This is a genomic window from Litorimonas sp. (assembly GCA_029936425.1).
Lineage (GTDB): Bacteria > Pseudomonadota > Alphaproteobacteria > Caulobacterales > Maricaulaceae > Litorimonas.
Genome location: JAPYSU010000012.1, coordinates 60,136 through 73,227, shown reverse-complemented (window position 1 = coordinate 73,227; position 13,092 = coordinate 60,136). Strand labels below are relative to the sequence as shown.

Annotated in this window: 11 protein-coding genes; all 11 read right to left on the bottom strand. The window is 51.4% G+C overall.

Going from position 1 to position 13,092, the window contains the following annotated elements; genetic code table 11:
- Positions 1-233 precede the first annotated feature (233 nt).
- Entirely contained in the window at positions 234-3,260 is a 3,027-nt protein-coding gene (gene ileS, locus ACN0IC_RS11000) for an isoleucine--tRNA ligase (RefSeq protein ID WP_416878827.1), read from the bottom strand.
- Positions 3,261-3,396: 136 nt separating this feature from the next.
- Complete coding sequence (locus ACN0IC_RS10995) at positions 3,397-3,954, bottom strand: hypothetical protein (RefSeq protein WP_416878826.1); 558 nt, start codon at positions 3,952-3,954, stop codon at positions 3,397-3,399.
- A 51-nt stretch (positions 3,955-4,005) separates the two neighbouring features.
- A complete protein-coding gene (locus tag ACN0IC_RS10990; protein ID WP_416878825.1) occupies positions 4,006-4,386 on the bottom strand; it encodes a hypothetical protein in 381 nt (126 codons plus the stop codon).
- A 65-nt stretch (positions 4,387-4,451) separates the two neighbouring features.
- A complete protein-coding gene (gene folE / locus ACN0IC_RS10985) occupies positions 4,452-5,024 on the bottom strand; it encodes a GTP cyclohydrolase I (protein ID WP_416878824.1) in 573 nt (190 codons plus the stop codon).
- Between the two features lie 94 nt (positions 5,025-5,118).
- Entirely contained in the window at positions 5,119-5,493 is a 375-nt protein-coding gene (locus ACN0IC_RS10980; RefSeq protein WP_416878823.1) for a DUF1499 domain-containing protein, read from the bottom strand.
- Positions 5,494-5,582: 89 nt separating this feature from the next.
- Positions 5,583-6,626, bottom strand: a complete 1,044-nt coding sequence (locus ACN0IC_RS10975) for a YheT family hydrolase (protein ID WP_416878822.1) — start codon at positions 6,624-6,626, stop codon at positions 5,583-5,585.
- 164 nt (positions 6,627-6,790) lie between these two features.
- A complete protein-coding gene (locus ACN0IC_RS10970; protein ID WP_416878821.1) occupies positions 6,791-7,426 on the bottom strand; it encodes a hypothetical protein in 636 nt (211 codons plus the stop codon).
- A 455-nt stretch (positions 7,427-7,881) separates the two neighbouring features.
- Entirely contained in the window at positions 7,882-8,199 is a 318-nt protein-coding gene (locus ACN0IC_RS10965) for a GIY-YIG nuclease family protein (protein ID WP_416878820.1), read from the bottom strand.
- 149 nt (positions 8,200-8,348) lie between these two features.
- Positions 8,349-10,379, bottom strand: coding sequence for an acetyl-CoA carboxylase biotin carboxylase subunit (locus ACN0IC_RS10960; protein ID WP_416878819.1), 2,031 nt, complete (start codon positions 10,377-10,379; stop codon positions 8,349-8,351).
- A complete protein-coding gene (locus ACN0IC_RS10955) occupies positions 10,376-11,251 on the bottom strand; it encodes a hypothetical protein (protein WP_416878818.1) in 876 nt (291 codons plus the stop codon). Before ACN0IC_RS10955 ends, ACN0IC_RS10960 begins: the two co-directional genes overlap by 4 nt.
- Positions 11,252-11,381: 130 nt before the next feature.
- Positions 11,382-12,914, bottom strand: a complete 1,533-nt coding sequence (locus ACN0IC_RS10950; protein WP_416878817.1) for an acyl-CoA carboxylase subunit beta — start codon at positions 12,912-12,914, stop codon at positions 11,382-11,384.
- Between the last annotated feature and the right edge of the window lie 178 nt (positions 12,915-13,092).

The following is a 13,092-nucleotide window of genomic DNA, read 5'->3' as shown; positions in this document are numbered from 1 at the left end:
TCGTCGATTTTCTGTAAGGGATTGGGAATTTTGGGGTTTTTGGCGGGATAAGTGGTGATCATCTTCCCCCGTTTACGGGGGAAGTCCCGCGAAGCGGGGATGGGGGGAGCGTATTACGCTGGCGTTTATTTAGCACGGCTCCCCCCTCCGAGCCGCAGTCGCGGCCCACCTCCCCCCCCGTAAACGGAGGAGGGTAAACCCCATCAACGGGGAAAAGAATATTCGGGAAACAGTTACTTCTTATCAAACAACGCCACAGCGGCGGCGTCTCTTGGCGTAATTTCGCCTTCGCCTTGGAAATATTTCCAGCTACGTTCGCACTTTTTATAGCCTTCAGCTTCTTTCAAATCGGAGACAGAGAGACTGCCCTCGTCCTGGCTTGCGCTGAGCTCGCAATGGCTGACAATTAAATAATCCGCCAAGCAATCTCGTGGGTCGCTTGGGTTTTCATATGTGTTGTCATCCGTGACTCCGAGCGCTTTCATTGGACCTGAAAGGCCGGCCTCTGCTGCCTTTACCGAAGCGTCAAGAGAAGATTTAATAACGCCCTCTCTCCGCAAAGGCTCAATCGCTTCTTGAGCTTTTACTCTGAAATCACGAACGGCTTGGATATGCGACGCCAAATCCTCATTCTTCCACTCATCCGGACAGCTTCGGAACAGCTCCAAATGCACAGAGCCGTCTTCGGACGGATGCCTTGCTTGCCAGACCTCTTCCATGGTGAAGCTCATGATCGGCGCAAGCCAAGTCGTCAGGCGCTGGAAAATTTCATTCATGACCGTGCGGCAGGCGCGTCGGCGGGTGCTATTCAGAGGGTCGCAATAGAGCGCGTCTTTCCGAATATCGAAATAAAAGGCTGACAAATCCACCGTGCAGAAATTAAATAAAGTGCTGAAGATCTTCTTGTGATCGTGATTGCGAACCCATCCTTCATGCTCTGCTGTGATTTCAGACAGACGATGCAGCACCCATTTTTCGAGCGCCGGCATGTCGGCATAAGCGACCGTTTCGGAGTCGTCAAAGCCGTCCAGAGCGCCGATCATATAACGCAGCGTATTACGAAGTTTGCGGTAAGCATCCGCGCTCGTCTGGATGATTTCCTTGCCGATTTTCAGATCATTCGCCCAATCGGAACTGGCCGTCCAGATGCGCATGATTTCTGCGCCATATTGTTTGGAAATGTCTTCAGGACTCATCGTATTGCCGAGAGACTTCGACATTTTGAAACCCTTTTCATCCACGACAAAGCCGTGGGTCAGGACCCCTTTATAGGGCGCTTCGCCGTAGATTGCGCAGCTTTCCATGAGCGAGCTCTGGAACCAGCCGCGATGTTGGTCTGACCCTTCGAGATAGAGGTCAGCGCGGTCCGGCAAATCGTCACGACGCTTCAAACAAAAGGCATGAGTAGAGCCGGAGTCAAACCAGACATCCAGAATATCCGTCACCTTTTCCCAGCCGTCATTATCATCTGGCATGAACTCTTCGAGCGGCGTGTCAAACCACCCATCCACGCCCTGCTCTTCCACCTTGGCGAGAATACGGGAATTAATGGCGTCGGCATCATCGCGTTCTGTGTGAAGTTTTCCGTCTTTGTCGACGATAAGCGTAATCGGAACGCCCCAGTTTCTCTGGCGGGAAATCAGCCAGTCAGGACGATCGGCAACCATGGTGCCAATTCGGTTACGCCCGCGGTCCGGCCAAAAGGCAGTATCGTCAATCGCCTTCAATGCTTTGTCGCGCAGACCATCTTTGGACATGGAGATAAACCATTGCGGCGTGGCGCGGCGGATTACGGGGGCTTTGGAGCGCCAGCTATGGGCGTCGCGAAGCATCATGATACCGCGCGCCAGGATATTGCCCGTTTCCATTAAGGCTTTGATAACCTCGCCATTCGCCTTGCCGTCCTGTCCGCGTTTTTTACCAGAGGTGCGGATGACATCGAGGCCTTGGAATCGCGCTGGCATGACATCAGTATAGCAGCCGGCGTCGTCGAGCGTCATCGGGACGATGGGGTCAACGCCTATCTCTTCTAGCATTTTTTGGTTGGAAATCCAGATTCCGTAATCATCTTCACCATGGCTCGGCGCTGTATGAACAAAGCCCGTACCAGCGTCTGACGTGACGTGAGAGCCTTCGAGAAGCGGGACAGGAAAATCGAATTTACCTTCTGCCTCTTCCATATTTTTAAGGGGGTGATCTAGGATAAGAATTTCTAGCAAGTCTTGTTCGACTTCAGAAATAATTTTTTGATGAGAAATATGCGCCGCATTTAAAACATCTAAAAGCAATTCAGAAGCAACAATTAATTTCTGCCCAACTAAATCCCAAGGTTTAAAGCCCACCTCTTCCTCGGACTTCATCTCAAGAACTTCAATACATAAATAGGGCTCTGATTTCGAATATGCGACTGCTCTATTCGCTGGAATTGTCCAAGGGGTTGTTGTCCAAATCACTACAGATGCATCTAACAACTCTTTAATACGAACTTCTTTTTGATAATCATCCAATTGCTTCAAAATATTAGTTACAACTTTAGTCGAAGCAAAGCCTTCGGAGTTGGTATCAATTCCTAAAAATTCCCGCACCGGAAATTTCACATAGATCTGTGTCGCCTTCTTATCCTGATATTCGACTTCGGCTTCGGCGAGTGCGGTCTGTTCGACCGGGGACCACATGATGGGTTTGGACCCGCGATAAAGCTGCCCTGTCCCGGCAATTTTCAACAACTCGCCGCAGATAACGGATTCGCTGTCAAAATTCATGGTTTTATAGGGGGTATCCCAATCGCCGATGACGCCGAGGCGTTTGAATTCTTCGCGCTGTACGTCGAGCCATTCAGCCGCGTAAGCGCGGCAACGCGTGCGAAATTCTGACCCCGGAACGTCTTCTTTCTGGCGGCCTTTCCCGCGAAACTCTTCTTCGACTTTCCACTCAATGGGCAAGCCGTGGCAATCCCATCCGGGGACGTAATTGGCGTCATGACCCAGCATCTGGTGGGAGCGGTTGACGATATCCTTGAGAATTTTATTAAGCGCCGTCCCCATATGAATATGACCATTGGCATAGGGCGGGCCGTCATGAAGCGTATAGGGCCCTTTGGCATTTTCGGCTTCGCGTTGCTTTTGATAAAGGTCAATCTCATTCCAGCGCGCGATCCAGTCAGGTTCGCGTTTGGGCAGGCTCGCCCGCATTGGGAAATCGGTTTTTGGCAGGAATAACGTCTCGCGATAATCGCGGGTCGTGTTATTGGAATCAGTCATGAATGTCTCGGATGTATAAGGACGTTAAAAAGCGGGTTGAAATTCCCGGCACGCCGTCAGCGTACCGGGCTAATAATTCGTATTGTCATAACCCGTTTAAACATGGTTTTCGCCTATCACACCGGACTCAAGTCGTCTAGGTGAGACTTAGCTCCTCCATGTCTTCCAGACCGAAGTAAATCCCGCGCTCTGCCGCGTGTAAATCGATCAGGTGGCGTATGTCCCGCGCCTGGCTTAAATTGGCCAGCGCAAAGAGCGCCACACCTATCACCAAGAGAATAACCGTCGCTCCCAATACGGTTAGAAATAAAAAGTCGGATTCAAAGTGGGTTTGAACAAGCGTCCCTAACCCGTCGGGCGAAAATTGGTGAAGGATCGCCAGAAATCCAACTGGCCAGGTAATATTGGTCACCATCGTCAAACGAAAGGCGGCGGTCGCCTGTTCCTGGTTCACGGCGGCAAAGGTTCGGAGCGCTTTGACATCACGATTGGTCAGATCATGAAGTAATTCATCCAGACGTCTCGCCTGTTTCGTACCGCGCAATAATGAAAGTCGATTGGCCCCGATGCGGGATGTCAGGCCGCCCATCCAATATTTATGCAAGCGAAAGGCCGATCGCGCCTTAAATAACTTTGTGATCTCGTCCCACTGCGAACGGATTGGCGTTGAGACTGACGTTTCCTGAGCTGTCATGAGTTTGAATTGCCACAGAGGGGGATGAAGTCAAGCGCGCAGAGTCCGTTTTCAACCAAGTCGCTTGGACTTTTTCTTTTTCTCTTCCAGCATGAGTTCGCGCTTTATTCGGGCCAAGGTAAACCCGACATTGCGGCGCCGAATCTGCCCGCGCGGAATATAGCCAAGTTTTTCAGCGTAGCCTTCGGGGTATTTCTTGAGCAATTCAAAGTGAAGGCTACGGATCATCAACAAGTGCCCGCCCCGTACAAAAATAAAATATAAAGAGAAAAAGCCGACAATAAGAGCGTTCTGGTTCAAATCCGATGCGTTATCTGTCAGCCCCCGAAACAGGAGCAATATTCCGACGAGAATGGCCGCGCTGGGCAGCACGCATCGCGTTAGCCAATAGCGTAAAGACAGCCAATCACGTCGGAGAAGCTCTGGGGTCATGGCCAAAGTATAGCGTAAATCAGGCTCTCGCGCGATGGGGCAATTCAGCCCGGACCTAATGCGAATTAAATACCAGCATCAATAATTCGAAGGAACTCCATACGTTGTTCGGTTTGATGAAACTTGCCGGACAAGGCCGTACTGATCATTCTATGAGGCGTTTTAATGCCGCGCATGGTCATGCACAGGTGCTCGCCCTTCGCCATAACGGCAATATTCTCGGTGCCGAGGATATCTTTCAAATCATTGGCGATATCCGATACCAACTGTTCCTGTAGCGTCAATTTATGCGCATGTTTATGAGCAATCCGGGCAAATTTTGACAAACCCAAGACCTTATCCTCGGCGATATAAGCGATAGACACATCGCACCAGAATGGGAGCATATGATGCTCACACATTGACCAAACCTTCATTCCGGTGACCGCAACCATCTGGTTATGCTTGACCGCATCAAAGGTCGTATCAATTTTTCCCGTGTCATACTCAATGAATTCACGCCAGAAATCAGCAATCCGCCGGGGCGTATCCACCAAGCCTTCTCGGCTGGGATCCTCACCCAAAGCCTCAAGCAGTTCCGCGGTCAGAGTTTTCACCCGATCATAATCAATCTTTTTTCCGTTCGTTGTCTCAGCCATTTTTATCCTCTTTTGCGCGGTAATAATTCGCGCCGTTCAGCGCTTTGATATCTTTACGTTTCATGCGCTTATTTCGATGGGTGTAAGAATTCTTTTAAAGCGCGGCTCTGATGGCGGCAACACGCTTTCGGTTTGCGCCTCTATCTGAATAGCCGACGCGGGAGGCCGAGCGAATGTGACAGAGCGCCCCGTCGGCGCGCACTTCGACATCGTCAACAAACTTGAATACCGCGCTCATATATGTGGCGGAGAGATAATTATCGCTCTGGGACGTTATCACGCCGCCTGTGTCTTTAATGGCCTGCAAAACGTCTTCCAGTTTTGCCTGCAAGGGCTCTACATATTTTTCGGGCTGCGTTCCCGGCTCTGAACTCACGGCATTGGGCGAAGCGGGGCAATCCGCCAATCGCCCGTTTTCGAGGCGTTTGGACTTTCCCTTCTGGGACAGTAGACCAAGAAGAAAGAACAAAACACACACTCCGAGCGATATAAAAACAAGAGACTTGATTATCATCATTAGCATGAAGGTGATTTAGGGGCTTCACATTGGGAGCGCAATCAGCTTTCGCCTCCGAAAATCATGTCGCTGATATAATCATCATACCAGGTTGGCCCCATCAGGCTTTGGAAAAATCCGTTATGGCCGCCGTGATCGTGAATGATGCGCCGGGCATTTTTATTGAGAACCAATTTTTCAATGTCCTCTTCCGGTATCATCCCGTCATCGGCCGCCGTGATAATTGAGATCGGCAGCGGGCAATATTCCAGGTCATGCGGATCGACGCGGTAGGCGTTGAAATAGCTCTCCATATCCGGATAATCCGAATAGGCGGGCAGAAGTTTCTGCGTGATATCCAGAACTCTGTTTTCCGCCAGAATTGTGCTGAAATCATAAATATGCGGATATAGCTCTTCTTTCTTGCGAAGCGATTTTGTCCATTTTTTCATGAAATAACGGCGGTAAAGCCAGTTTTGATCAACCAGAGGCGACGCGCCCCACGGGTCCACGACAGGGCTGATCGCGACGATATGTTTGAGGTTTCGTATCGTCAGATCGCGAAGGGAGCGCGCAATCCGAAGCGCGAAATTCCCGCCGAGTGAAAATCCGACAACATAAACCGGAGCGCCGTCCGCCAGTGTCGCGGCCTGTTTGACGGCGTCAAAAACCTCATTGAAAAGCGTGGAGTAGAAGACGCCTTCGTTCAAATGATGGCTGTTGCCGTGATCGCGGTAATTGAGACGAAAAACGGACGCGCCCTGTTCATACATGTGACGGCCGCTGGAGACGACATAGGTGGAGTCTTGCGAGCCTTCCCAGCCATGAAGAAAGATAACGAGCGCTTTGTTCTCCGGATTGGGCGAATAACTCCCCAACAGGCGCACACCGTCATCGCATTCGATAATGCGTTCTTCGGCGGCGTCGAGCATAGGATTCGGCCCGCGCTTTCGAAACTTCATGCTCGCAATTGCGGTTTGAACAAAGGCGCTGCGCATCCAGAAAGGCGGCTTGAACGGGGTAATTTCGGGTAAATCCTCCCTCTCTACGCGCGGCTCTTTGGCGGGCAGAATTTCAGAGCGGGGCTGTTGAACAGTGGCTGACATAGTCATGGCTCAATAAGTGCAGAGGGGCCGACCTGCAAGATTCGAACCAACTCTAAACGCAGTTCATGACGAAACGCTTAAAGTCCGTGCAGGATGTTGATGAGGGCAGCCCACGAAAAAACCCGCTCTAAGCGGGCTTTTGATGTTGGATATCTAGACTTCGCTTAAAGCGTATGGGAACGGAATTGGCTTAGAAACGCGCCGTAATTCTGATTGGCGCGCGGCTTAAAATCAAACCGTTTAAGCGCCTCCAAGACCTTGTCAGAGGATTCCGAAGAGATAGCAATTGTTGTAAAGTCCTGTCCCTCGAATGTCATGGTCGAAACTTCGACCCGCAATTCATCGCTTTCGAAAATACGGCGATTGAGCTCTGTTCTGTAGAATTTGCTCTTTTTGGACAGGGCGTCTGTCAGGCTCTCAGCGTCGGCAACAGAGGAGCAGCATCCACGGAAACGCGGAATATAAGTGCCGATCATGGAAGACGTTGTACGTTTGAGCGGGAAGGCGGTTTTAATAGAACGTTCCCACTGCTCCAGCGGGCCATCCGTGCTGATCATGGAGCGGATTTCCAACATGTCGGAATCTGTCATGCGGGTAATCATGTTGCTACGGCCCGGAACGATGAAATATTTGTCGTGACGGGTGTCTTCGACTTGGAGCTCAAATTCTTCTTCAATTAAGTCCAGCGCATCCGGACGGTCTTCAAAGAAATTCCGCCATTGATAAAACCGGTCAGGACGGTTGGCATAACGGTGGGCAGCAGTTTTGGAAGCAATCGGACGGGAGTTATGATAAAGCATGGGAACCTTTTTTATTTTTATAAGGGACGGGTCGCAAACAGACAAAACTAGACCGGGTCAGGGCGGGGTCAGGCTTTGCGAAATATGAAGCGTTAAAAAACGATCGCGCGGAATTTGGGAGGCATCGAACGTATTCTCAAAGTTAACATAAACCTTTATGTATCACAGTGTTAAGGAAATTGCAAGTTTTCTCCGCATTTAGGCGCGTCAAAGTTAAGAAAACGTCAAATTTGATAGACTAATTAAGAATAGATTCAATTGTTTTTGGTCCATTTAATTTTTCTTCAAGGCTCAACTTCAAAATTGCATCTAACTGAAGTGATAAGGCCCTTATACCGGGCGACGTCTTCGACCTCGCGTCGGTATGACCAAATTTCTACCTTCGTCACACCGTCGCAAGCGCAGCTTGCCCGGTGCTGTGCCTAAAGCCTCTCGGCCTGGTAGGACATTTTCAATCAATACAACAACTCCCCCAAACGATAATATAATTCTGACCAGTCAGGGTTTTTTGTTTCTATCAGTTTGACGCGATAGGCCCTTGTTTTCTTCTTAACGAACTTTTCCCGGTCTATCGCCTCGCCCGGCGTATCAAAAGCTTCGAAATAGACGAGTCGCGAGATGTTTTTTTGAGCTGTATAGCTTTTGGGGGCTTTCTTTTCTTTATGTTCAAGAACGCGCGCGCCCAAATCATTCGTCATTCCCGTGTAAAGAGCCCCGTTTTTCTGATTGCAGAGGATATAGACGTAATATTCGCGGTCTTGGCGAATCCCCATTCAGCCGCTCCTTCTAGGCACTTATACCGGGCGACGTCTTCGACATCGCGTCGGTATGACCAAATTTCTACCTTCGTCACACCGTCGCAAGCGCAGCTTGCCCGGTGCTGTGCCTAAAGCCTATCCAATTATTTCCAATTCAAAGAAAATTATTCCACCTCGAATTCCATGATCACTTCGTCCACGGCGAGATTATCTCCCGGCGCGGCGTTGATTTTGGTGACCTTGGTTTTCTTCTCGGCGCGAAGGGTGTTTTCCATTTTCATGGCTTCGACCACAGCGAGGGCCTGGCCGTCCTGAACCTCTTGTCCCTCTTCCACAAGGATAGAGACAATGACGCCCGGCATCGGGCAGAGCAGAAGGTTGGAGGTATCCGCCTCTTCCTTTACCGGCATAACAGCGGAAAGTTCAGCGGCGCGCGGCGTGCGGACAGCGACCTTGAACTCGACGCCGCGGTGACGGACGCGGTAGCCTTCGGCAATGGGCTCGGCCTTGAAATTAAATGGCTTGTTATCCACCAGAGCGATGACCAACGGCAGGCCCGGTTTCCACGCGGTCAGCACTTCCATCTCTATCGCCGCCTTCTCGCCGTCGCCGACAACGATGGTACGAAGCCCCTTCTCGCCTTTAATATCAGCTGTGTAATGCAGATCGCCGACCTGCACGGCCCACTCATCCGGAATATGGCGTTGATGGTTCGGCAGGCTGCCCGAGATATTGGCGGCGCGGTGTTCGGTGATGTCGTGCATCAAGGCGCAGATCGCGCCGATTTTGCGCGCATGGCCCGGATTGACGTTCCCGCCCTCAAATCCATCGGGATATTCATCGGCGATGAAAGCCGTTGAAATGTCGCCGCGTTCAAAGCGGTCATGATCATAAACCGCCTGCAGGAACGGGATATTATGGCCAATGCCTTCCAGCTCGAACAGATCGAGCGCGTGCTGCATCGCGTTCAGCGCCACTCCGCGATCTTCGCCCCAGGTGCAGAGCTTGGCGATCATCGGGTCGTAATACATGGAAATTTCGCCGCCTTCGAAAACGCCGGTATCGTTACGGATAATGGCGCCGTTTTCTTTCGTCCCCTCAATCGGCGGGCGGTAGCGGGTCAGGCGGCCGATAGAGGGCAGGAAGTTGCGGAAGGGGTCTTCGGCGTAAATCCGACTTTCAATGGCCCAGCCATTTAGTTTGACATCGTCCTGCGTCATGTTGAGTTCTTCGCCCTGCGCGGAGCGGATCATTTGCTCCACCAGATCAACGCCGGTAATTAATTCCGTGACGGGATGTTCCACCTGCAAGCGCGTATTCATTTCGAGGAAGTAGAAGTTCTTGTGCTTGTCGACGATGAACTCGACCGTGCCGGCAGAATCGTAATCCACGGCTTTGGCCAGCGCGACGGATTCCGCGCCCATGGCGGCGCGCGTTTTTTCGTCGAGGAAAGGCGACGGCGCCTCTTCGATGACTTTCTGGTTTCGGCGCTGAATGGAGCATTCGCGCTCGCCGAGATAAATCACATTGCCGTGCTTGTCGCCCAGCACCTGAATTTCAATATGGCGGGGTTCTTCGACAAATTTTTCGATAAAGATACGGTCATCGCCAAAGCTGCTTGCGGCTTCGTTTTTGGAGGACTGGAATCCTTCGCGGGCTTCTTCGTCATTATAGGCGATGCGCATGCCTTTCCCGCCGCCGCCGGCCGACGCCTTGATCATAACGGGATAGCCGACCTTTTGCGAGATTTTGACGGCCTCTTCGGCGTCTTCGATCAGGCCCATATGACCCGGCACGCAGGATACGCCCGCTTCTTTCGCCAGTTTTTTCGACGTGATTTTATCCCCCATGGCCTGAATGGCGTGCGGGTTCGGGCCGATAAAGGTGATGTTTTTCTTGGCCAGTAACTTGGCAAATTCCGGGTTTTCCGACAGGAAACCATAGCCGGGATGGACGGCGTCCGCGCCGCTGTCCTCTATCGCCTTGATGATTTTATCCATCACCAGATAGGACTGATTGGCTTGCGGCGGGCCGATATGAATGGCTTCATCCGCCATCGACACATGCAGGCCATTTTTATCGGCGTCGGAATAAACCGCCACTGTTTCAATGCCGAGCCGCTTGGCCGTTTTAATCACGCGGCAAGCAATCTCGCCCCGGTTCGCTATAAGTATTTTTTTGATTTTATTTGTCATATGTCTGTACTACATGCTCGGAGAAAGTCCCATCCTAATGGCGTAAGGATGGACGCTGTATATCTTAGAAAATGGTCTGAAAACATCTCAACTGATCCAGAACGCCGCTCTACTAAATTTAGTGCGGCCAATGAATTGAAGATTAAGTCAGGTACGTCACCTTCGCAATCAGCATCCTCTTCCCTTATCCATTCAAAGAAAGGGGCCTCGTAGGAGCTTATCTGAATTTTCGGGCGATTGGAAACCATCAGCAATTCAACACCAGGAATTAAATTAACTTCATCTATTGTTTCTCTTATTTCATCTTCAGGAAGATTTTTAAGAAACACGTTAGGAGGAATTTCTTCGAACGGCTTTCGAAGCAAACTCTCAATTTGCCGGGGGCTAAAGATAATCGAAGGATTGCCCACTGCAGAAGGAAATTTTTCTCCAAGCAGTCGGCTTAAAAACTGAACATGAATTTTATTGAGTTTTTTGAGTATGTCGACATAAATTAAAGAATTTGGCTCGACACCATCAGCCTCCGAGACCAGCAAAGCCGCGTAGTAGTCAGACAAATTTTCAGGATCATCGAAGTCTTCAAGCGACGCGGCTTCACCCCATTGGGCTAGGAATTTCATCGGTGTTCCTGACGCTTCAACTCCTCGTTCGATGGCGAGTCCGTGCGCCTTTAAAATTGTTTGTTCGAACACAATTTGGCGGTGAATACGAATTCTATCAACCTCATCCGCCGCCAACCCCATCGGACTAGTAAAGAAACGCAAGGCGTCTGCAACGCTATGTCCTAGACGTGCCGCACCCCCACCTTTTGATTTTAAGGCAACACCTTTGTTGCCGACAGATACTTCGATTTCGTCCTTTTCATTGCTCACAACGCGAAGTCCTCAAACCTTCTCAAAACATCACCCGTCACCCTCAGGCTTGTCCCGAGGGCCCGTTTCAGCGGTGAGAGATGCATCCGCGGGTCATGCCTGAGGATGACGTATGAGGGACCAATTCTCATTAAAGAGGCAAATTCCCGTGTTTTTTCCACGGATTATCGAGCTTTTTATCCTTGAGCAGAGCGAGGGCGCGGCTGACGCGTTTGCGGGTGCTGCGGGGCTGGATGACCTCGTCGATATAGCCGCGTTCGGCGGCCCTGAACGGCGACAGAAACATCTCTTCGTAATCGGCGGTATGCTTGGCGATTTTATCGGCGTCGCCGAGATCTTTGCGGTGGAGGATTTCCACCGCGCCCTTGGCACCCATCACGGCGATCTGCGCGGTTGGCCAGGCATAGTTCAGATCGCCGCGCAGGTTTTTCGGGGCCATGACGCAATAGGCGCCGCCATAGGCTTTGCGCGTGATGACAGTGACTTTCGGCACGGTCGCTTCACCGTAAGCGTAAAGCAGTTTCGCGCCGTGTTTGATAACGCCGCCAAATTCCTGGCTCGTTCCCGGGAGAAAGCCCGGCACATCGACGAGGGTCAGAATCGGAATTTCGAAACAGTCACAGAAGCGGATAAACCGCGCCGCTTTGCGGGACGCGTCCGAATCGAGACAGCCCGCGAGGACCATGGGCTGGTTGGCGACCACGCCGACGGTTTGACCTTCGATGCGGACAAAACCGCAGAGGATATTTTTGGCAAAGTCGCGCTGGATTTCAAAGAAATCGCCTTCATCGGCCACTTTCCGCACCAGCTCGTGCATGTCGTAAGGGATATTCGGATTGTCCGGGACGAGCGTATCCAGGCTCTCGTCTATGCGGTCATGCCTGTCATAGAAAGGCCGCACCGGAGAGCGGTCGCGATTATTAAGCGGCAGGAAGTCGAACAGGCGGCGGATTTCCGCCAGCGCTTCCATATCATTGTCAAACGCGCCGTCCGCGACAGAGGATTTTGTTGTGTGGGTTTTCGCGCCGCCAAGCTCTTCGGACGTTACGACTTCGTTGGTAACCGTTTTCAGAACGTCAGGGCCGGTCAGGAACATGTAAGAGCTGTCGCGCACCATGAAGATGAAATCGGTCAGCGCCGGAGAATATACCGCGCCGCCTGCGCTCGGGCCCATAATGACGGAGATTTGCGGCACGACGCCGCTGGCCATGATATTATTCTGGAAAACGGAAGTATAACCGGTCAACGCAGCCACGCCTTCCTGGATACGGGCGCCGCCTGAATCCTGCAGGCCGATAATCGGCGCGCCCTGCTTCATCGCCATTTCCTGCACTTTGCAGATTTTCTGGGCGTGGGTCTCGGAGAGCGATCCGCCAAAAACAGTAAAGTCCTGTGCAAAGACGAACGTCTTGCGGCCGTTAATTGTCCCCCATCCGGTGACAACGCCGTCTCCCGGAATGTGTTTTTTCTCCATCCCGAAATCAGTGGAGCGGTGTTTGACGAACATGTCAAACTCTTCGAAACTCTCCGGATCCAGTAAAAGCTCGAGCCGCTCCCTGGCGGTCAGCTTGCCTTTGGCGTGTTGCGCGTCAATGCGGGCCTGGCCCCCGCCCATTTTAGCTTCGGCGCGTCTCGCCGTCAGCTGTTGTAGAATATCGCTCAAACCTAACCCCCGGTCAGTCTTAATCTGTAAAACGTTTACGTTACTAAGCCATACAGCAAAGGCAAGTCTGATTTAGTCCAATCCCAGAGAGGATTTTGCAAAAAACCTAGCCATATGCAGTTTCGCACCCCAGCTTTGCAGGATTATCATTAGAAATACGGAAAATTTTACTCTATGC